Annotated in this window: 18 protein-coding genes; 9 read left to right on the top strand and 9 right to left on the bottom strand. The window is 52.3% G+C overall.

All coding sequences use genetic code 11. The annotated features are described in order from the left end of the window. Positions 1–39 precede the first annotated feature (39 nt). A complete protein-coding gene (locus LG200_RS05950; RefSeq protein WP_319004539.1) occupies positions 40–1,551 on the bottom strand; it encodes a glycoside hydrolase family 17 protein in 1,512 nt (503 codons plus the stop codon). A gap of 351 nt (positions 1,552–1,902) precedes the next feature. On the opposite strand from LG200_RS05950, the gene LG200_RS05945 reads away from it, so the two are divergent. Next, positions 1,903–2,424: a hypothetical protein gene (locus tag LG200_RS05945; protein ID WP_226756659.1), complete on the top strand. Its 522-nt coding sequence runs from the start codon at positions 1,903–1,905 to the stop codon at positions 2,422–2,424. A gap of 27 nt (positions 2,425–2,451) precedes the next feature. Here the strand turns inward: LG200_RS05945 and LG200_RS05940 are convergent, their stop codons facing one another. The 5 genes from LG200_RS05940 to queG all read right to left on the bottom strand — a co-directional run bounded on the left by LG200_RS05940 (position 2,452) and on the right by queG (position 7,472). Continuing rightward, entirely contained in the window at positions 2,452–3,285 is an 834-nt protein-coding gene (locus LG200_RS05940) for a ChbG/HpnK family deacetylase (RefSeq protein ID WP_226756658.1), read from the bottom strand. After that, a complete protein-coding gene (locus LG200_RS05935) occupies positions 3,282–3,689 on the bottom strand; it encodes a GtrA family protein (RefSeq protein WP_226756657.1) in 408 nt (135 codons plus the stop codon). The genes LG200_RS05940 and LG200_RS05935 overlap by 4 nt, the downstream gene beginning before the upstream one ends. Further along, complete coding sequence (locus LG200_RS05930; protein WP_226756656.1) at positions 3,686–4,657, bottom strand: glycosyltransferase family 2 protein; 972 nt, start codon at positions 4,655–4,657, stop codon at positions 3,686–3,688. The genes LG200_RS05935 and LG200_RS05930 overlap by 4 nt, the downstream gene beginning before the upstream one ends. 36 nt (positions 4,658–4,693) lie before the next feature. Beyond that, entirely contained in the window at positions 4,694–6,310 is a 1,617-nt protein-coding gene (locus LG200_RS05925; RefSeq protein WP_226756655.1) for an ArnT family glycosyltransferase, read from the bottom strand. Between the two features lie 82 nt (positions 6,311–6,392). After that, entirely contained in the window at positions 6,393–7,472 is a 1,080-nt protein-coding gene (queG, locus tag LG200_RS05920; RefSeq protein ID WP_226756654.1) for a tRNA epoxyqueuosine(34) reductase QueG, read from the bottom strand. Between queG and tsaE the strand changes: the two genes are divergently transcribed. From tsaE to miaA, 7 genes are all read left to right on the top strand, one after another. Continuing rightward, on the top strand, positions 7,473–7,940 hold the full coding sequence (gene tsaE, locus LG200_RS05915) for a tRNA (adenosine(37)-N6)-threonylcarbamoyltransferase complex ATPase subunit type 1 TsaE (RefSeq protein ID WP_226756653.1): 468 nt from the start codon (positions 7,473–7,475) through the stop codon (positions 7,938–7,940). A gap of 44 nt (positions 7,941–7,984) precedes the next feature. Then, positions 7,985–9,235 (top strand): N-acetylmuramoyl-L-alanine amidase, encoded by a 1,251-nt coding sequence (locus LG200_RS05910; protein ID WP_404809798.1) that lies wholly within the window; start codon positions 7,985–7,987, stop codon positions 9,233–9,235. A 2-nt stretch (positions 9,236–9,237) separates the two neighbouring features. Then, complete coding sequence (locus LG200_RS05905) at positions 9,238–10,605, top strand: MBL fold metallo-hydrolase RNA specificity domain-containing protein (protein WP_226756651.1); 1,368 nt, start codon at positions 9,238–9,240, stop codon at positions 10,603–10,605. A gap of 71 nt (positions 10,606–10,676) precedes the next feature. Then, positions 10,677–11,042: a putative quinol monooxygenase gene (locus tag LG200_RS05900; RefSeq protein WP_226756650.1), complete on the top strand. Its 366-nt coding sequence runs from the start codon at positions 10,677–10,679 to the stop codon at positions 11,040–11,042. A gap of 77 nt (positions 11,043–11,119) precedes the next feature. Then, the gene (mutL, locus tag LG200_RS05895; RefSeq protein ID WP_226756649.1) at positions 11,120–12,955 is read left to right on the top strand and encodes a DNA mismatch repair endonuclease MutL; all 1,836 of its coding nucleotides are present in this window, start codon (positions 11,120–11,122) and stop codon (positions 12,953–12,955) included. Positions 12,956–13,187: 232 nt separating this feature from the next. After that, positions 13,188–13,823 (top strand): PEP-CTERM sorting domain-containing protein, encoded by a 636-nt coding sequence (locus tag LG200_RS05890; RefSeq protein ID WP_226756648.1) that lies wholly within the window; start codon positions 13,188–13,190, stop codon positions 13,821–13,823. Positions 13,824–13,944: 121 nt separating this feature from the next. Next, positions 13,945–14,895 carry a tRNA (adenosine(37)-N6)-dimethylallyltransferase MiaA gene (gene miaA / locus LG200_RS05885; protein WP_226756647.1) on the top strand — a complete coding sequence of 317 codons (951 nt, stop codon included), beginning with the start codon at positions 13,945–13,947 and terminating at the stop codon, positions 14,893–14,895. Positions 14,896–14,910: 15 nt separating this feature from the next. On the opposite strand, the gene dapC is transcribed toward miaA, so the two are convergent. Next, positions 14,911–16,098 carry a succinyldiaminopimelate transaminase gene (gene dapC, locus LG200_RS05880; RefSeq protein WP_226756646.1) on the bottom strand — a complete coding sequence of 396 codons (1,188 nt, stop codon included), beginning with the start codon at positions 16,096–16,098 and terminating at the stop codon, positions 14,911–14,913. 76 nt (positions 16,099–16,174) lie between these two features. Next, positions 16,175–17,269 carry a PilT/PilU family type 4a pilus ATPase gene (locus tag LG200_RS05875; RefSeq protein ID WP_226757314.1) on the bottom strand — a complete coding sequence of 365 codons (1,095 nt, stop codon included), beginning with the start codon at positions 17,267–17,269 and terminating at the stop codon, positions 16,175–16,177. Positions 17,270–17,479: 210 nt separating this feature from the next. Between LG200_RS05875 and LG200_RS05870 the strand changes: the two genes are divergently transcribed. Next, the gene (locus tag LG200_RS05870) at positions 17,480–19,918 is read left to right on the top strand and encodes an EAL domain-containing protein (RefSeq protein ID WP_226756645.1); all 2,439 of its coding nucleotides are present in this window, start codon (positions 17,480–17,482) and stop codon (positions 19,916–19,918) included. Here the strand turns inward: LG200_RS05870 and LG200_RS05865 are convergent. Beyond that, entirely contained in the window at positions 19,881–21,977 is a 2,097-nt protein-coding gene (locus LG200_RS05865; RefSeq protein WP_226756644.1) for a tetratricopeptide repeat protein, read from the bottom strand. The genes LG200_RS05870 and LG200_RS05865 overlap by 38 nt on opposite strands. Positions 21,978–21,999: the final 22 nt, after the last annotated feature.

Below are 21,999 nucleotides of genomic sequence, written 5' to 3'. Positions count from 1 at the left end.
TTGTTCCCGATGTCTATGCGCAACGGCGTGCTTGTTCTCTCAGGCCCTGGCTCCCTTTCGCGGCCAGCTGGCATAAGCCAGCAAGACAACGATTCCTACCCATAGGAGTGCATGAAGGTTCAAGGGTTCCAAAATCAGGCAGAACAATGCAGTGATCAAGGCAATGATATTGATTTTGCGGTAACGGCCGAACGATGAGCGATGCAGTATTCCCAGCAATGTGAAGCCGATTGCATATTGCAGCACCGGCAAGGCGTAAAGCGCTAATGGGAAGTTGCGATAGCGGCCATCCATCATGTAGATGATATGGCCTATGGTCGGGTTCAGGTTGAAGTCGCGTGGGATGAAGCTCAGTTTCGGGATCAGCAGGAAACTGGTAATCATGGCTGCAAACACCAGCACAAATAGCAAGGTCGCTGATAGTTTGTTCTGTTCTTTTGATAACAGTAACGAGGGCAGGTTCAGCATGGCCAGGATGCCCGCCAGTGTTATGCCGACCAGTGCAATCCACTCGACAGTATCACGGCAGGCTGCTTCCAGATAGCCTACTTGTACATAAGCGGCAGCACCAACCAGAATTCCCAGGCTGCCCATGGCCACCATGGCAGGAATCCGGCGCTCCTTGCTCATCGAAGTGAGCCCGAGGAAAACCAACAGGCCTGCCAAAGCCCAGTAGAGCGGCTGAAGGCCATCATGACGTTCTGTCACCGGTCCCTTGAAATCAAACTTGCTTTCCAGGTCAGTATTGTAAAGGCCCCAGTAACCGCCTACGGTGCCTTCCAGGACGCGTTTCCATGGCTGGTCCATTGCTTCAATCATGTTGTAATTCCAGCCTTTGTCGTGGGCAACCTGAATAAATTCACGCAGGTAGCGCGCCTGGTTGACCTGGCTGGGGACGGAAGCATTCCGGTGCTTGCCGACGGATGGCCACCCGGTTTCGCCAATGAATAGCGGCTTCGTGAAGGTGGATGACAATTTATTCATGACCGCTTCAGCATGTTGAAGCGCATTGTCTACGCTTTGAGGGTCGTCTTCCCAATAAGGCAATACATGTACGGTGATGTAGTCCACGGCCTGTTCCAGACGTGGATGCTTGAGCCAGAATTCCCAGACATCGGCATAGGTGACAGGCACCTCTGTACGGCGTTGCGCCTCTTCCAGATAAGCCAGTATGACATCTTCGGTCTGCTCCTTGCGCAACAGCACTTCATTGCCAATGATCAGGCCTTTCACCGTGTCTGGATAGCGATTGGCCAGGTCCACTGCCAAGTTGAACTCAGCATCATTCTGAAGTTTGGTATACCCGATCCAGGCGCCCAGCAATACTTTCAAGCCAAGCTTGGCAGCAGCTTCGGGAACATAGTCCAAGCCTTGATTGACAGAGTAGGTGCGTACACAGTCAAAGCGCTCTGAAAGCAATGCCAGGTCTTTTTCAATCCGCATCTTGCCAACCACCGAGCTGGCGATAAATGGTGACTCATCCTTGCCATAATATGGGGCATAGGAAACGCAGTTGAGCTTGCCGTTGGCTGGCAGTTGGGGTTCTATCATGTCTACTGGCTGATTTTGCTGCCAGAACCAGTGGGCTAATAAGGCAATAAGCAGAAAATTGAAAATACTGTAACGCCAAAGAGCAGCAGATTTGAGCATAGTGAAGAGGCAGCCAATGTTATTAGGGTTTTATAAAGAATGGTTTTCAGAAGCAGCGTTGGAAGCACCACTCAAGCGCACTATCATAATGCACCTTGCAGGCAAAAACAAAAGCCGATGCCATTGTATCTTCTTTAAGAATTGGGAAAATGACACAGGAAATGTCAAGAAATATTCAGCCGTCATTGATGCTATCCAGTCTGTACGCGTTACAATAGCCAATTGTTGTTCAATTAAAACTTAGAGCCCCGGATGAAAAAAATAGTAATTATCTCCGCTATGCTGGCGTTTTCAGGCATGGCTCAAGCAAAACCTGCATTCACTGGACCCAACTACACAGGCCTTTATGAGTGTAAAGGCGAAAATTCCTCTATTGGCACTTATGAAGTGGTCGTTGCCCTCAGGCTGAATCGTGTCAGTAGCCATGGAAAGTTTGGTGCCTATTATTATGAAACTGAAACCGTGAATTCTACGGTTTACCACGGCCAGGCCGTAGCAGTTGGCAACAGGCTGGCGATTAGTTTCAATATTCGCGACAAGAAAAACAATGTTGACCACAGTACCGGCCTCGCAACAATTAAGAAGTTAGGCAAGGACAGGTGGAGTTTTCGCAAGGAATACTTCGAACCGGATGACAGCGGTGGCAACTATGGCACTGAAGAGTGCGTCATGAAGGTGCTGACCCCGGAAGAGAAAAAGGCGCTGGAAGAGAAAAACATGGAGAAGTCGCCGCCCAAGCCGGCAAGCGTTCCTGTCAGAACCAAGCAGCAATAATGCACAAGGCCCGAAAGGGCCTTTGCTTTATCTGCTGGAGTTTAGGATATGACTGCCCTTGACTGGAGTAATATTTATTTCCTGAAGGAGTTCAGTGAACATGCCGCTGGATAATATCTGGTATTCCAGAGGCCTTGCTTGCCAGATGGGATCATCCTCCCCAGAGGATATCCCGATGCCGGGATGGCACATGAAGACGCAGAATTTTTCCTTTTGTGCTTCCTGCACGGCAATGTTCAGCCATTGGCGCAGTTTTGCAGCATATTCCTCTGGCTTGTCATTAAAGCCATAGACCCCTAGCAATACATCACTGCTGTTCAAGCCGTGACGCAAGGCGGATTTTTTCAGGGCAGCGCTGCCTAATAAGCCGATCACTCTGCCTTTCAATCCATCGCAGGGGGGAGGGTTGGCAATCCTGATCCATGGAAGCCGCCTGGCCGAATATCTATTGACCAATTCCTCCAGCAGCATCTCTCTAATCTGCGGTAGCTGATGGACATGCTGATGACCATCAACATAATCTGGTGCGGTTCCCAAGGCTTCTTCGAACAGATCCAGTTGCTGCCGGATAGCGCTGCGTAATTTTTTCTTGTCCAGGCTGCGGAGCAGGGCACGCGCTATCAGTTGAGGATGTGAATAACGCATGCTGGGTGAATATTGGGTGAAATCCAGATGCAGGCCTATATCGGCTTGCTGCCTGATTTCTGCAAGGATTTTCTTGGCAGCAAGAGGCCAGCGAGGGCTCAGCGTGAGACAAGATGTGGCGGTTAACCGCCCCTGCTGGATTAACGAGAGTATGCCTGCGTCAATAGCATCGCTTTGTGCATAGTCGTCTGCGCTTAGAACCAGTGGAGTACTCATGGTGATTGTTCACGGGCAAATGCCCAGTAATGACTGAGTAAATAAGTGCCTGCTGCAACAATTGCCATCACGCCGCCCAGTATGAACCAGAATGGGAGGGGTAGCAGGTAAAGTAGGGCCAGCAGTAAAAACTGGTTGGCAAGAAAACCGCTGCAGGCCACCAAGAGAAAGCGTGGCAATGCATGCAGGTGGGATGTCCTGTTTCCGGCAAAGGAAAGATAGTGGTGTCCCAGATAGCTGACAGGAAAGGCCAGTATAAAACCGCCTAGGTTAGCCCATCCTGGACTGATGGTGGTTTGGGATTCCAGCGTGACGGCAACCACGTAATGTACCACCGCCGCCAACACCCCTATGATGGTGAACCATGAGACCGAGCGTATCCGGGCAGCTTGTCTTGAGCTCATGTTTCCGTCGGGATATCTTGATAGGCCGCAGAAACTTCAGCCACGATATAGGGGGGGCGTCCTTTCACCTCATCGTAGATCCGGGCGATGTATTCGCCCAGTATCCCGATAAACAATAGCTGCACGCCCGAGAAGAACATCAGGCTGGCAACGACGGTAGGCCAGCCAGGTATGCTTTCATGGAAAAACATTTTTTCCAGGATAACCCATATCCCATAAATAAAGGCCAGCAATGCCAGCAGCCCGCCCACTGCGCTTGCCAGGCGCAGGGGAATTACCGAGAAGCTGGTGATGCCTGTCCATGCCAGCTGCATGAGCCTGATGCGGGAGAATGTGCTGACACCATGCAGACGGGGTAGGGGCGTGTAAGGGATGCCAATGGACTTGTAGCCTACCCATGCATACATGCCTTTCATGAAACGATTGCGTTCTGGCAAGGCCCGCAGGGCGTCAACCACGTTGCGGTTCATCAGCCTGAAATCGCCGGCATCACGCGGAATGGTGATGCGTTCACCCAGTGTCATGATTTCATAAAAGATACGGGAGCCCCAGCGCTTGAACTGCGACTCGACTTCCCTGTCCTGGCGTACGGCATATACCATATCGTAACCCTCGTGCCATTTCTCCAGCATGACAGCAAGCAGGTCTGAGGAGTGTTGTCCATCCGCATCCATACAGATGACGATCTCGCCGCTAGCGTATTCAAGCCCGGCGGTGATTGCATACTCCTTGCCGAAGTTGCGGGAGAACCTGACCAGAGTCGTGCGCAGATAAGCCGGCAATGTACGGACAATAGAAGCTGTATTGTCGCGGCTGCCATCATCAATCACGACAATATCCCACTGTGGGGCCAACTTGGAGAGCTGGTTGGCGATATTCTCCACTGTCGCAGTAATAGCAGATGCCTCATTGTAGGCGGGCACAATCACTGTGATATGCGGTGTGGCTTGTGTGCGGTCTGTCGTCATAAATCCGGTCTGTGATAATGCGCTATATTGTTAGGCTTAGTGCGGGTGAGTGGCCATCCGTGGCTTGCGTAACTGCGCAAGCAAATCACGACGGTCTTTCACCACTGCGAGCAGTACACCCATGCGTTCGACCTCCGCAATGATTTTTCCGTTCATGACATTGTTGCATCCCATATTGGTCGTAGACAGGTAGAAGTCTGCGGCCTCCCAGTTCTTGGTGACCCGAAAGCGGTTGTCAAGGTAGGCCGTGCCCTGGATATTTTCGGCGCAAACCGCCACCAGGTAGGGAATGATTTTCCCATGCGCATCACGTCTTGGCTTGCTGGAAATTTCTTCCTCCAGCAGGTCGGAGGCTTCGCGCAGGCTACTTGACCAATAATCGCCTTCCCACTCCGCTTCGGCCTCCGCCATGCTGCCGGCAAGGTTGTTGTAATAAATATATTCGTAAGGATGTAGCCTGAAGAGGGTGATTAAAGTCAGTGCGGCAAGCGCTATAAAAGTGACGCCAGCCCCTTGGCGTATGCGAGGCAATGATTTCAGCGTATCCCAGCTCATGGTCAGGCCCAGGGCTGCAAGTACTGCAATGGGGGGAACCACAAAAGTGAAATGCCGTATGCCATTGTAGAGTGCAGGCTTGTCCAGCACATTGAATGCAATAGGGAATATGGCGGCCAGGATCACGGCAAGCCATGGCAACAGGTTTTCATGGCGGTGCTGCCTGAATTGTTTGAATTTCAGCGTGAAGTTGACCAAGAGGCCGAGCAGACCCAGCAGGAAAATCTCCGGCAACCTGACCAGCAGATAGGCCGGGAGGTAATAACGAGGTACATCGCCGATCTTCATGACTTCGCCATCCATGATGGTCAGCATGTTGAAGGCAAAGTGGGAGAAGGATTTTGCTGCTTCGAGCGGATGGTCTGGTGACATCACCCCCCAGGGCCAGAATATTGCCATCAGTATGAAAGCGACCACACCTGCCGGAATCAGTGATATGGCACTCTCCAGCCAGTAGTGCAGGCGAGCCTTGATGCCGCGGCGGTTCACCATGCCGGCAATGCCCAGCATCAGCATTAGGTAGATAACAGCGAAAGCGCCACCGATGCGCAGGCCCAATGCGCAACCAATGGCAATGCCCAGCTTGACTGACAATGTCAATGAGGGTTTGGGTAGATTCTGGATAATCAGGATGGTGTAATAGAGGGCCCAGGCCATGCAGGTGGCAAAGGGCACATCCTTGGTATGCGTGAACATGGCACCGGACCATGAACCTGTGATTGCAAGCAACAGTACAGCAAAGAAGCCTGCACGCTCGCCACCCAGCAATCGTACAATCTTGTAAGCAGCTACAATTCCAGCCAGCCCAAACAAGGCAGACAGCAGGTGGCGCATGTCCCAGACCCAGATAGGCAGTATGCGTTCCAGTAAGGCGGCAATCAGGTCAAAGAAACCGCCATAGAGAAAAAGATTGCGGTATTCAAAAGCTGATTTGTCGGCAAAGCCGGAAGTATAGAAATCAAGTAACAAGCGACCATATACATGCTGCACCTCTTCGTCATTGCTAATGCCATACTGGTAAAAAGTAAAGGCAATAAAAAGGCCCAGAGCTGCAAACAGCACTAGGCTCATACGGCGAAACACGAGAGGTGTAAACAAGTGCCGGTCTTTATAAAGGTTTGAAATTGCGGCGATTATACAGTCAGCCGATATTTTTTTGATATGACTGTAAAAAGAATTTTTACGTCTTTTCCGAACAGCATTTCTCATGCTGTTTCAATGCCCATGCCACATGTTCGCGCACCAGTACAGAGGGGTCATTTCGACGCCTTTCCAGTGCCTGGATAACGGCCGGGTTGCTGCTTGCATTGCCCAGGCCGACTGCAATATTGCGCAGCCATTGGGTATGGCCGATACGGTAAATGGCGCTTCCTGCCATCTTTTCCTGAAAAGTGGCCTCGTCCCAGCCGAACAGTTCGACTAGGCTGACATTGTCGAGGCCGTTGCGTACATGAAAATCAGCTTGCTGGGTCATTTTTGCAAAACGATTCCAGGGGCAGGCCAGTTGACAATCATCGCAGCCATATACACGGTTGCCGATCAATGGACGCAGCGGCTCCGGTATACTGTCCTTAAGTTCTATTGTCAGGTAGGAAATACATCGCCTTGCATCCACTTCATAAGGCGCTACAATCGCCTGAGTGGGACAAATATCCATGCATGCGGTGCATTTTCCGCAATGCCCATCCAGGGGAGCGTCCACAGGCAGGGGCAAGTCAGTGTAGATTTCCCCCAGAAAAAACCAGGATCCGGCGGTGCGGGATAATAATAAAGTATGCTTGCCGCGCCAGCCCAGCCCCGCCTTTTGTGCCAACTCTACTTCCAGTACTGGCGCACTGTCTGTAAATACACGATATCCAAACTGGCCGATATGCTCGGCAATTTTTTCGCTGAGCTTTTGCAGTCGGTTGCGTAAGACCTTGTGGTAATCGCGGCCGAGCGCATAACGCGAGATGTACGCCAGCTCACTGTCGCTCATTACTTCATCACTGTTGCGTGCGTGTGGCGGCATGTAATCCATGCGAGCAGAGATGATTCTGACTGTTCCTGGCACCAATTCATGGGGCCGGGTGCGTTTGTTGCCATGTTTTGCCATATAATCCATGGCACCATGGAAACCTTTTTCTATCCATTGCCGGTGTCGATCCTCGGCAGCCGAGAGGTCGGTATCGGCGATGCCGACCTGGCCGAATCCAAGCTCCATACCCCAGCGCTTGATATCGGCAGCCAGCTCTTCCAGGTTGTTTAAAGTTCGAGACATATGGCACAAGATTTTACACTGACCCTGCCGGATGAGGCAGCGACACTTGCATTCGGTGAGAAACTGGCACGGGTACTGGAGCCGGGGCTTAACTTATATCTGCATGGCGACCTTGGCGCAGGGAAAACCACGTTGGTGCGGGGTATCCTGCGGGCATTGGGGCATGCGGGAAAAGTGAAAAGCCCGACCTACACACTGGTTGAACCTTATACCGTTTCTAGATTAAACTTATATCACTTTGATTTGTACAGATTTATTGATCCGGAAGAATGGGATGCTGCCGGATTCAGAGATTATTTCAATCCGCAGTCCCTATGCCTGGTCGAATGGCCGGAAAAGGCGCAGGAGTTATTGCCTGCCCCTGATATTGATGTCCGCATCCAGCCCATGGGGCAGGGGCGACATATTCGATTGATTGCCAACACTGATTCTGGAAAGCAATGCCTGGAAAATCTGAATTCCGTATAGTAAGCATCATGCTGCTCCTGACAGGGCTGCTGGGCAGTATCATCATGTCCGGCCATGCAGCGGAAAGCATACAGGTTGCCGCTGCACGCGTGTGGCCCGCTGCCGACTATACCCGTATCACACTCGAATCCAGCAAGCCCATCACGCATCATATGGTCATGCTCAAGGATCCTGAGCGCCTGGTGCTGGACCTGGATGATGTGGAACTGGGGCCGGTACTGAAAGCGTTATCAGACAAGATCAACGCCAATGATCCCTATATTCGCCAGGTGCGGGTGGCCAACTTCAAGCCAGGCGTCGTGCGCATCGTGGTTGACCTGAAGGCGGAAATCAAGCCTCAGGTGTTTTCCCTTCCTCCTGCCGGCGACTACAAAGACCGGCTGGTGCTTGACATTTATCCCGCCCTGGACCCTTTGATGAGCCTGCTGGAGCAGCGTGGTAAACCGGAAGTGGCTGCAGCTCCATTGTCAGAATTGCAGGTAACACCGGAATCTCCGGCAATTGCAGATGTTGCCCCTGGCCTGCCAGTTGAAAAAACGCCAGTACTGGCGGCCCCATCCATTAACAAGAAACCTGATGGGCGCATGATCACGATAGCGATTGATGCAGGCCATGGCGGGGAAGACCCTGGTGCCAAGGGCGCCACCGGGTCTTATGAAAAAAACGTTACGCTGGCGATTGCAAAAAAACTAAAGGCCGCTGTGGATGCTGAACCTAATATGCGTGGCGTATTGACACGTGACGGGGATTATTTCATTCCGTTGAATGGCCGCGTGGTCAAGGCGCGAAAAATGCAGGCAGACCTCTTTGTCTCCATCCATGCCGACGCTGCCTTGAGCGCACAGGCTAAGGGTTCATCCGTGTTTGCATTGTCAGAAAATGGCGCCACCAGCGCCATGGCGCGCTTGCTGGCTCAACGGGAAAACGAGTCGGATATGATCGGGGGCGTCAGCCTGGGGGTAAAAGATCCTTATCTTGCCCGTACATTGCTTGACCTGTCGCAGACAGCCACGATCAATGACAGCCTCAAGCTTGGCAAGTTTGTACTGGATCACGTAGGTACCATCAATACCTTGCACAAGCGCCATGTGGAGCAAGCTGGTTTCGCTGTGCTCAAGTCTCCGGATATTCCTTCCATCCTGGTTGAAACGGCATTTATTACCAACCCGGATGAGGAGCGTAGGCTGAATGACAACGTACATCAGGACAAACTGGTAAGTTCAATACTGTCAGGCATAAAGAAATACTTTGCTGCCAATCCTCCCTTGGCCAAAACCAGGATCGTAGAAAAATAAGCATGAAAATCAGTTTCCTTGGCGCCACTGGCACTGTCACCGGCTCCAAATACCTTGTAAGCAGTGGCGAGAGGCGTGTGTTAGTGGATTGCGGCTTATTCCAGGGCCTGAAAATGTTGCGCCTCAAGAACTGGGCCAGGCTGCCGGTAGAGCCAGCCAGTATCGATGCCGTGGTACTGACCCATGCCCATATAGACCACACGGGGTATCTGCCCCTGCTTGTCAAGCAGGGCTTCCGCGGCAAGGTCTACTGCAGCGAGGCTACCCTGGAGCTTTGCCAGTTGCTGTTGCGCGACTCAGCCCACCTGCAGGAGGAAGAGGCACGCTATGCCAACAAACGCGGATTTTCCAAGCACAAGCCAGCCTTGCCGCTCTATGCCAAGGAAGATGCCGAGGCGGCGCTTGAGCTCTTGGTGTCAGTGCCGCTGGCGAAAACTGTTGAAATCGTCGACGGCATCAGCATCAAGTTGATGCTGGCTGGCCATATCCTGGGTGCATGCACGGTATTGCTCAAGGATGCGCATACTTCCATCCTGTTCTCGGGGGACCTTGGACGCATGCAGGATCCGTTGATGCCAGAACCTTCAGCACCTGAGGCGGCAGACTACCTGGTGCTGGAATCCACTTATGGCAACCGCTTGCATGACAGGGCCGAGCCGGAGGCCCAACTGGCTGAAGTTATCAACCACACATCAGCGCGAGGCGGCATTGTGCTGGTGCCGGTATTTGCTGTCGGTCGAGCCCAGGAGCTGTTGTACTACATCCATAAAATCAAGCAGGAGCGGCGTATTCCTGATTTGCCGGTCTACCTCAACAGCCCCATGGCTGCCGATGCTACCGAAATCTTCCTGCGCCATACGGCTGAGCACAAACTGAGCGCTGCACAATGCCGTGAACTTGCCAGGGTCGCCAGGATAATAAGCACGGTCGAGCAATCCATTGCCTTGAATGCCTTGCGTGAACCTGCAATCATCCTCGCAGCAAGCGGAATGGTATCGGGTGGGCGGGTGGTTCATCACCTCAAGTCCCTGGGGCCTGATCCACGCAATACAGTGTTGTTTGCCGGTTACCAGGCGGCAGGTACACGGGGTGCGGCCCTGCTCGATGGTGCGGACAGCGTCAAGATTCATGGTGAATATGTACCCATGCGCGCGGAAATTGCGGCATTGGGCAACCTCTCGGCGCACGCGGATTACCAAGAGATCATGCAGTGGTTGGCTCAATGCCCGTCAGCTCCCAGGCAAACCTTTATCGTTCATGGTGAACCAGTGGCGGCCGATGCACTCAGACACAGGATAGAAGAGCAGAAGCAATGGAATGTCATGGTACCGGAGTACCTGCAAACCGTAGTGCTCGATGAAAATCCCTAGCTAGCAGATGCAGTGCTGGCATAGATGATGCGTGCTAACAGTACGTTAATGTGGTGAAAAAGGAATAGGTAATGAGTAAATACGCGTTGTACATCAAGCTGGAAGCCCGCCCTGACAAACGGCAAGAGCTTGAAAGCTTCCTGAAAAAAACGCTTCCTGCGGTCAAGGAAGAAGATGACACCAAAACTTGGTACGCTTTCAAGCAGGCGGAAAATGCCTATGTCATTTTCGATACCTTTAGCAGTGAAGCTGGACGGGATGCCCATTTGCAGGGCAAGGCAGTCCAGGCTATGCAGCAAGTGGCAGATGACTTGCTGGTGCGCAAGCCGGAGTTTGTGCCAGTAGACCTGCTTGCCCAGAAAGTAGGGTTGGAAAGTGAAGTGATGGATGATGCAGAGGTAAAGAAATACGGACTGCGTTTTATTGATGGCCTTTAAATTGGCGAGTTTGTGCATGTAGCAGTTAAAATAACCCATTATCGTTATCACGCCCTAACGGGTTATCGGGCTATTGCATGCCATCCATCAAGCTTCTACCAGATCAGTTAGTCAGCCAGATCGCCGCCGGCGAAGTGGTCGAACGGCCAGCTTCCGCCCTCAAGGAAATTCTTGAGAACAGCCTGGATGCAGGCAGTACCGAAGTTTCCGTTGCCCTGCTCAATGGCGGCATCAAGCAGATGCGGGTCAGCGATAATGGCGGCGGCATTGCCAGAAATGAATTGGCATTGGCATTGACCCGGCATGCAACCAGTAAGATTTCCAGCCTGGATGACCTTGAGCGGGTTGCCAGCCTTGGGTTTCGTGGAGAGGCCCTGGCCAGCATTGCTGCCATTTCCCGTACTGAAGTGACCAGCTACCATAGCCAGGAAAAGCACGGCTGGCGTATCGCCTCAGAGGGCGCCTACCTGACAGAAGTTGAACCAGCAGCGCTTGCCGTTGGCACCATTGTTGAAATCCAGGATCTTTATTTCAATACACCGGCCCGGCGTAAATTCCTCAAGACTGAAAACACGGAGTTTGGACATTGCGAAGAAGCTTTTCGCCGCATTGCCCTGTCCAGGCCTGATGTAACCTTTTTGCTGCAGCATAACGGCAGGGCGGTCATGCGCCTGGCGGCAAGTGAAGCACAGAAACGTTTTGAAGAAGTGCTGGGCGCGGATTTTTCCGCTGAGGCGTTTTATCTGGATGAGTCAGCAGCAGGCTTGAGATTATGGGGGATGGCTGCCAAGCCGACATTCTCGCGTCACGCCCGGGATACGCAATATGTCTATGTCAACGGCCGTTTCGTGCGCGATAAACTGATCAGTCATGCCATACGCCAAGCCTATCAGGATGTATTGCATCATGACCGTCATCCTGCATTTGTACTGTTTCTTGAGCTTGATCCAGGTCTGGTTGATGTCAATGTGCATCCCAGCAAGACCGAGGTGCGTTTTCGGGATGGACAATCCGTACACAGGTTCATTTTCCATGCCTTACATAAGGCGTTGGCCACGCCAATCGGGATGCCGAGTTCATTGACGCCGGATATGGCTGTTTCGGAGGGCAATGCCATTCCGGCTCAACCTTTTGTGCCGACTTATCCACGGTTCCAGAGCAATATCGATTTACGGGCGAATGAGCCTGCAGGGTTTTATCAAACACTGTTCGGCGATTTGTCGCGCAGTAGTAATCCAGAAACAGTAACTTCCGATACCGCTACGATGCCTGACCCAATTGCGAATGCTTCAATTGGCTTGCACCCATCTGGGCAAGAGTACCCACTGGGATTTGCCGTTGCCCAGATACATGGCGTGTATGTATTGGCACAAAATACACAAGGCCTGGTCGTGGTGGATATGCATGCTGCCCACGAGCGCATTATGTATGAAAAACTCAAGAATGCGCTTGATGCAAGCAGGGTGCCTATGCAGCCCTTGCTACTGCCTGTGAGTTTCCATGCAGATCACCTGGAAGTTGCCACAGTGCAAGAGCAGCAATCCTTACCGGATAATGGCTTGCAACAACTGGGTTTTGATATTGCTGTCCTTTCCCCTACCACCCTGGCTGTGCGTTCTATCCCAGTCATGCTCAAGGACGCCGATGCGGTTGCCCTGGCGCGGGATGTGCTGGCTGATTTACGTCAATACGGAGCGAGTCGCGCATTTACTGAGCGCCGTAATGAGTTGCTGGGGACCATGGCCTGCCATGCTGCGGTCAGGGCAAACCGTATCCTCACCATTCCAGAGATGAATGCATTGTTGCGGGATATGGAGGCCACCGAGAGATCCGGGCAATGTAATCACGGTCGTCCCACCTGGTTCCAGGTAACCATGATTGAATTGGACAAAATGTTTATGCGCGGCAAATAAAAGTGATGAAATTTTGACATCCTGCGTTCACAGATTGCTGGATTTTCAGCACCTAATCTTGTTCTTGTTTTTTTATTTTTCTATATCTTGCTGATTATTAAATTATTTTTTGACTGATTGGGATCGGGAATAAATGGTATGGATGTTGCCTATAAGGTGATGCCACACAAAATTATTACTGATCTATTCATTAACTAACTTAAATTATTCAGGAAGCAAAATGAAAACAAAAATGAGCATCGCTTTACTGTCCGTACTGGCATTTGCAAGCGCCGGTGCACAAGCTGCCAATATCGTGCAAAACGGGAGCTTTGAAGCAGATAATATTGGTAATGCATCTTGGGCTTATCTCAACAGCGTAACTGGCTGGCAATCCAGCAGTATTTTTGAAATCCAGAAGGGCGCAACCCAAGGTGGCCAGGATGGATTCAATGCTGAAGCCTATGATGGCATCCAGTACCTGGAATTGAACTCAACCGCGCTGACCAGCGTTTGGCAGGACCTGGCGACTACTGCAGGCACCACCTATACATTGAGCTTCGCGTTTTCTGGTCGCCCTGATACACCAGACGGTTTGAAGAGCACATTTGAAGTTTACTGGGGAGATACCAAGCTTATCAATTCTTCTGCTAAAGCCAAGAGTGACTGGGTCGAGTATACATTCGAGGACTTGGTTGCTACTGGCACCACTACCCAACTCAGGTTTGTATCACTGGGACCGGCAGCAGCACCTTCGTACGGTTCATACCTGGATGGCGTCAGTGTGATTGCTGCCGTTCCCGAGCCAAGCGCTTATGGCATGCTGGCACTAGGCCTTGGCGTAGTCGGCTTTGTTTCAACTCGCAAGCGCAAGCAAAACCTAGCTTAATTTATAGCTCAGTGCAGCGTTATCAACAAGGCCAGGCTATATGCCTGGCCTTGTTGCTTCTATAGGCAGTCTTTGTCATCTGTACTAAACTTGCGCCTTTTCCTTCGCAAGATCCGTATTCATGTCCGTTTCACTTCCGCCTGCTATTTTCCTGATGGGGCCGACTGCCAGCGGCAAGACAGGCTTGGCTGTTGAGTTGGTGCAAACCATGCCGATGGAAATTATCAGTGTAGACTCCGCGCTGGTATACAGGGATATGAATATAGGGACAGCCAAGCCTCCCGCGGATATTCTTGCGCTGGCACCCCATCACCTGATCGATATCATAGATCCGACCGAAGCCTACTCAGCAGCTCATTTTCGTGCAGATGCCTTGCGCCTGATGGCCGATATCGCCGCCAGAGGCCGGATTCCTCTACTGGTTGGCGGCACCATGTTGTACTTCAAGGCATTGCAGCAAGGGCTAAGCGGATTACCTGAGGCCAATGCTGAAGTGCGTGCTCAGCTTGATGCGGATGCTGAGTCGATCGGCTGGCCTGGAATGCATGCAAGACTTGCCATGATTGATCCTGACACTGCCAGCAGACTAAAGCCCGGGGATTCTCAGCGCATACAACGGGCGCTTGAAGTCTATCAAGTCAGCGGCAAGACAATGTCTGAACTTTTTAGCCAGCAATCGATGGAAAATCTGCCTTACCGCTTGTTGAAGCTGGCTTTGCAACCTTCGGACCGGGCGGTGCTGCACCAGCGGATTGCTGTACGCTTTGATGAGATGATGCAGCAGGGTTTGCTGGAGGAGGTCAAGGGATTGCTGGAAAAATACCCCTCCCTGCATGCGGACATGACGTCCATGCGTTGTGTGGGATACAGGCAGACGCTGGACTATATGGCAAACAGCATCAGCTATGCCGAGTGGCGCGAGCAAGGGGTTGCTGCTACCAGGCAGCTGGCAAAGCGGCAGCTGACTTGGTTGCGCGGTATGGATGATACGATGGAGATAGACTGCCTGAGTCCTGAGCTGTCTATGCTGACGCAAGAAACCATCAGGAATTTTCTGCAAAAAAATCCCTGATCATACGCTCGGTACTTAGCTTGACATGAGCTGAGATATGCGGTCTGCTGCTTCCGCACATTCCTCAAGCGAGGCAACCAGGGCAATGCGAACGAATCCATGTCCTGGATTGGTGCCATGGGCTTCACGTGCCAGGAAGCTGCCTGGCAGTACGGTGACGTTGAAGTCTCGGTAGAGGTTAAGCGCAAACTCGGTGTCTGGTTGCCCGGTATGTGCCCAGAGGTAAAAGGCTGCATCGGGCATGGCAACATCGAGAACTTCCTGCAGCACTGGCGTGACAGTAGCAAATTTTTCCGCGTAAAGCCGGCGGTTTTCCACCACATGTAATTCATCTTTCCATGCTGCAGTACTGGCAGCCTGGACTGCCGGATTCATGGCACAGCCGTGGTAAGTGCGATACAAGAGAAATTTTTCCAATATCTTTGCATCCCCCGCGACAAAGCCTGAACGCATGCCTGGAACATTGGAGCGCTTGGACAACGAGCTGAAAATGACCAGGCGGCTATAATCCCGCCCCAGCAGATTGGCTGCCTGTAATGCGCCAATAGGCGGGCTTGCCTCATCGAAATAGATTTCCGAGTAACATTCGTCTGCTGCAATGACAAACCCATAGCGGTCAGAAAGCTCGAAAGCCAGCTTCCATTGTGCCAGCGTCATAACCTTGCCTGAAGGATTGCCTGGAGAGCAGAGGAACAGCAGTTGAGTACGTTGCCATATGCTTTCTGGCACGCTTTCCAGGTCCATGCTGAAATCATTCTCTGGCAAAGTGTTCAGAAAATAAGGCTCGGCGCCGGCCAGCAAGGCAGCGCCTTCATATATCTGGTAGAACGGATTGGGGCTGATTACCACGGGAGCAGGCGTTGTATCGCTAAGTACAGACTGCGCAAAAGCAAACAGGGCTTCCCGGCTGCCGTTCACAGGAATGATCTCGGTTTCAGGATTCAGGGCCGGGATGCCGTACCGCTTCGCTAGCCAGCTGGCAATGGCCATACGTAGCGGCCCAATGCCCAGCGTCGTGGGGTAAGTAGCAAGCCCATCCAGATTGTCAGCCAGTGCTTGTTTGATTAAAGCGGGAGTGGCGTGCTTGGGTTCACCAATCGAAAGATTAATGGCCTTGTATTCAGGGTTCGGGGTCACGCCTGCAAACAGGTCCCGCAGGCGCTGGAACGGGTAGGGCTGGAGTTTATTCAAGTCTGGGTTCATGGGCCGTATTATAAACCCAACTCAGTGAGCTGTCGGTACCTTGCCAGTGTGGAAATTGGGCCTTTACCCAGGGTGCCTAGTCGCCAAATCCTCCCTTGGCTGATTCTGCCGAAAATCGCATCTTGAGGGAAAGGTCGTTCCGGGAGTCGGCACTCGCGAGGGCATTGTCTTCACTGATCTTTCCTTCGCTGTATAGCTTGAACAGCGACTGGTCAAACGTGCCCATGCCTATATCCGTATTGGTTGCCATGACTTCCTTGATTTCATCCAGCTTGGACTTGAGAATGAGGTCAGAGATATAGGGCGTATTGATCATGACTTCGGTAGCCACTACGCGCTTGGTTTCAATGCCTGCTACCAGGCGTTGTGAAATGACGGCGCCCAGGTTCAGTGACAGGCTGAGCTGGATATTCTGCCTGCCATCAGGCGGGAAAAAGGAAAATATGCGTTCAAGGGCCTGGTTGGCATTGTTGGCATGCAGGGTTGCCAAGCAAAGATGCCCGGTTTCCGAATAGGCGATGGCGTGTTTCATGGTTTCCATATCGCGGATTTCGCCGATCAGGATGACGTCAGGGGCCTGTCGCATGGCATTCTTCAGGCCGCTTTCAAACGTGAGGGTATCTATGCCTACCTCGCGTTGGTCCACGACAGATTTCTTGTGCTCATGCATGAACTCAATCGGATCTTCCAGCGTGAGGATATGGCCGTCGGCATTTTCGTTGCGATAGTTGATCATGGATGCCAGGGTCGTGGACTTGCCGGACCCGGTTGAACCCACAACAAGCACCAGGCCACGCTGCCGCATGATGAGTTCAGTCAATATATGGGGGAGGCCCAATGACTCAAGCGAGGGGATCTGATGCTTGATGTAGCGTACCACCATGGCAACCTCGCCACGTTGCTTGAATACGTTGATCCGGAAACGTCCTATGCCATGCTGGCTCAGGGCGAAATTCATTTCCAGCGTGTCTTCAAATTCCTTTTGCTGGGCTGGTGACATCAAGGCATAAGCAATCTCCTTGACCATCCCAGGTGCCATCACCTGGGAGTTGATAGGCATGGTTCTGCCTTCAACATCAATATGGATTGCCGTACCAGTACTGAAAAACAGGTCTGACCCGTTTTTTTCCACCATGAACTTGAGGATAGGTGTGATATCAATTGCTGCCATGAAGCATCCCTGATTTTTATTTGAGCCTACTTTACCATAACGCCAGGCATAAGCTGCCAGCTTCATGCTGGTGCGCCTGTTGCGGTTGTTTCCATCCTGCGCACCAACTTAAGGCATGGTTAGTCATGAAAGCCCTTGTGCCCGTAAATTGAACATGGCATAAGGCTTGCATCAACCTGCACAATATTCACTACTGTTTATTGTGCCGACATGCTGCTTTATATTAAAACGCCAAACCGATCCCTGCAGCACAATAATCTGCGGGAGCCTGGCTTCGCGTCCCAGGACTCCGTCATGACTTATCCCTGCAAGGATGACCATGAGCTACTGATGACTTTGAACCAGCTGGCGGAGGAAATCCCCGAGCCAGTGCTTGATGAGTCTTATGTCTGGTACTTGCCGGAAGGGGAGATGGATATCTCTGTCTGGATGGCGAACATCATGCCGTTCAATACATTTTATGCCCGCATGCGCCATCCCTGGTTGCTGGATGACTTGAGCAAGCATGTCCAGATGCATTTTCAACCGATTGTCGATTTTACGCAGAATGGCAAGATCTTTGGCTATGAGGCGCTATGCCGCCTGCAGGATCCCAGCGGCAACCTTCTGAATGGGGAGGAGGCATTCCGGCTGGCGCGCCAAGTCAGCCGCGAAGTTGAACTGGATATGGTGTGCCAGAATCTGGCGCTGGCGGGCAAGGCTGATGCCATTCCGCATGGAACACCTCTTTTCATCAATGTGTTGCCACAGACCATTATGCGCAACGATTGGCTGGACCTGATGCTGGCGGCGCTTGATCGGCATGGGATAGAGCAGCGCGATGTGGTGGTGGAGATTGTGGAAAGCGAGGATGTTTCTCCCGAGCTGCTGGCCAAGCATTGTGATGCGATCCGCATGGAGGGCTTGAGGATAGCGCTTGATGACATGGGTTCAGGATTCAATGGCTTGAGCACTCTCGCAGTGGTCAGGGCGGATTTTATCAAGATAGACCGTACCATCGTGCATGAAGCCCAGGGTAGCCGTGTCCGTACTGTATTGCTCGAAGCCATTATCTCCATGGCGCAGAGGCTTGGATGCACAATCGTGGCCGAAGGACTGGAGCGGGTTGAGGATATCACTTACTGTCAGGATCTTGGGCTGGTGTACGCACAAGGCTATTATTTTGCAAAACCGACAGTGAGTCCTGCCAAAACGGTGACTGCGCTGCCCATGCGTGATGAATCCCATCGCTCACCGATACCGGATGAATTTCGCCTCAACGAGTTTGTTAGTCGAGGTATTACGATAGAGGTGAATACGCCAATAGACCAGGCGAGGCAGATTTTCATTGATAACCCTGATATTGCCTGCGCGGTGGTGCTGGATAATTTGCGCCCGATTGGCTTGCTCAAGCGCGGAAAGGTGTTTACTCATCGCAATGATGCGTTGGGCAACTACTGCGATGCCCTGCCTCGCATGATTACCTCACGCATGCCTTCCTCACAACTGGCGCGAGGGCTTTATCTCGAGCGTGGTGAGATTGAGCCGTGGATCATGGTGAGCGATGATGGTGTATATGTTGGTATCATCCATCCCTTGGAGATCATGTCGCAGATCATTAACCGCAAGACCAGTTCCGGCAATCTGCACCCGTTAAGCCAGTTGACCACTGGCCCTACTTTACGCCAGTCGCTGGATGTGAGTTTACGCAACAATCCCTCTACCCAGTTGGTCTACATTGATCTTGACCACTTCAAGGCATATAACGATCGTTACGGATTCATACGTGGCGACGCCATGATCCGGCTGCTATCTGAAATCGTGCGGCAGGAGTTCCATAATCAGACCGGGACGCTGGTCGGGCATATTGGCGGTGACGATTTTGTCCTGATTCTCGACCACGAAGACCATCACCTGGTTGATGTACTGCTCAAGGTTATCAGCCACTTCCAGGCGCTTGCAGTCCATCTTTACGATAGCAGCGATCTGGAACGCGGCTTTTTCACAACGGAGGATGGCAAGGACCACCCTGTTGCGAGTGTATCGATTGCCGTTGTCAATGGCACACAAGGGCGTATCTCCAACAGTGTGGCAGCCGCAGAGCGTGCCGCGTCATTGAAGAAGATCGGCAAGTCAAATATAGGCAGCATCGTGGTGGTGGAGTCCAATCCGCCCAGGCTGGTGTTGCCGCGTAGCGAGGAATATTCGGACTGGCAGTCGCGCGCGCTCAATGCCCTCAAGATGCTGCAAACCCTCCCAAGGTCTCAGGATGCGCATTGCCTGGATGGCTGTTTTGCCGATTATCCGTTTTTTGAAGTGGTGTTCGAACTGAATATTGACGGCAGCCAGCGATATGCCAACTGGATCAACCCCAATATGTACGGCAAGATCAAGGCAGGGGGAGCTGGGGCTGACCGCAGCCTGCAGGCATACTATAGTGCGGTCAACAACTCGAAGAACCCTTATATTTCAAGCATCTATCTTTCAATCGCTACTGAGGACTTCTGCCTGACGGTGTCTGTCCCTGTGTTTGACCTGGAAGGAGCCATGAGCAGCATCCTGGTGGCCGATATCAATATTGCCGCCATGGCCATGCTGAGCAGTTTGCCGAACGAGACCCAGCAGGCCACAGCTAACTTGCTTGAAGCAGAGGCAATGCCTGCAGTTTGAAGTAGAGCGCTTCGATTTCCCGGGTAAAGCCAGCGGTATCAAACAAGGCAGTTTGAGAGGGCGCTTGTAAATGCTGCTTGTAGGTGCCGAGCAGGACAGGGTCATTTGCCAGCTTGATGGCAAGCGCCTCGTAATCTGTAAGGTTGCGCGTAATAAGTTCGTTCAGACCAACGGCCTGAAGCAGGCTTCCTGCCACACGGCTGGCGAAGGTATTGCCAGAACATGTGACCAGGGGGAGGCCCATCCACAAGGCATCACTGGCTGTGGTGTGGGCATTGTAGGGCGCGGTATCCAGAAACAGGTCTGCCAGCTTGTGCCGTGCGAGGTGCTGATCCATGGGAATACGCTGGGCGAAGACCAGTCGCGCTGGATCGATTCCCTGCCTTTGAGCTTCCTGCTGCAGGTTTGCCTTGGCGATGGAGTTACACTCCAGCAGCCACAATATGCTTTCCGGGATTGCCTGCAAGATGCGCATCCAGCTGGCAAATACTTGCGGCACGATCTTGAAGCTCTGGTTGAAGCAGCAAAAGACAAAACTGTTATTTGGCAATCCATATTCATTGCGGGATGGTGCAGCTGCAACAGGCCGGTGACGATCATTGGGCTGGTAAGCGTGAGGCAGCAAGGCCAGTTGTTCACTGTAATGTGCGGCTTGTTCCGGCGGGGTAATAAAGGCATCGCTGATGATATAGTCGATAAACGGCGCCCCCATCGTCCCGGGAAATCCTAGCCATGCCGCCTGAATGGGAGCAGGGCGTAACGCCAGAATGCCGGTGCGACTGCCCTGAGTATAGCCTGTCAGGTCTACCAGAAGATCTATCTGGTCCGCATGTATGTTCTGGGCCGCTTCATGCATGGAGAGTGGCAGTATATCGACAAAGTGATCAACGGCTTGTTCAAGGCGCTGACGTTCCGGTGTTTGATCATTGATGGCATATGAGTAGGCATAGACCTCAAGCCTTGCTCTATCATGCAGCTCCAGCATTTCCGTGACAAGAGAGGCGAGCGGATGCAGGCGGAAATCTCCCGAAAGATAGGCAATGCGCAGTTTATTGCCCGGGCCAATCCGGCGCGTTACCCCTTTTTGAACAAGTGAAGGCTCATGCATGAGCTTGGCATAACGGTTGCTGGTCCAGTTCATGGCACACTGCTTTTGTTCTGCTGCCGTGGTTTCCGGCATTGCGAGGAAGGCAAAAGGTGAAATCTGGGCTTGCGGTGTTGTGGAGACCCATTCCCGAATTTGCAGGATGTCCTTTTCAATATCCTGCCAATCGCAGGCATGTTGCTTCTGGTGTACCAGATGCACTTTTGCATGGTACAGCGCAGGATTGAGTTCCAGCGCACGCTGGTAGCAGGCCATGGCTTGTTCCAACTGTCTCAGTTCTCGCAGTACGTTGCCCAGGTTGTTGTGACTGTCGGCATCGTGCGGGGATAGTTCGATCGAACGCTGATAGCTGGCAGCGGCTTCGGCAGGTTTGCCTAGTTCTCGCTGGGCATTGCCCAGGTTGTAATGTAGGGCAGCATTTTGTGGCTCTATGGCTATAGCTTCCTGATAGGCTTTTTCCGCTGCGGCATAGTGCCCATGCTGTTGCTGCTGATTGCCTAGTGCTTGCAGCGCGTGGCTCAAGGCAGCGATAGTGTCCTGATCTTGCGGATTGATATGCAGTAATTTTTTATAGCTTGAAATGGCTTCCTGCAGTTGGCCTGCCGCATGGCAGGCTGAGGCAAGATTGCCAAGCAGGTCTGTATCTTCAGGCGAGATGTCGAGCCCGCGATTGAAATGGCTGATGGCGTCATCAATTCGCCCACAAGCCTGTAGTGCCAGTCCCAGGTTGTTGTGAAAGTCTGGGTTGCGCGGGGTGATGGCCAGTGCGCGTTCAATCAGGCTGACAGCTTCCTGGTGCCGGCGTGACTGGTGGCAGAGTATACCAAGCAGATGCAAGGCATCGGCATGCCTGGGCTGCATGGAAAGTAACTGGCGATATTGGGTTTCTGCCTCTGGCAGCCGTCCATTGCGATGCGCATTGACGGCGGAGTGTAGGAGTTGATCGGGATTCATAACCTGAATTAAACCATACCCA

This window comes from Methylobacillus caricis (assembly GCF_020532705.1).
Lineage (GTDB): Bacteria > Pseudomonadota > Gammaproteobacteria > Burkholderiales > Methylophilaceae > Methylobacillus > Methylobacillus caricis.
The sequence above is the reverse complement of the archived record's forward strand: the minus strand, read 5'-3'. Positions and strand labels throughout refer to the sequence as shown.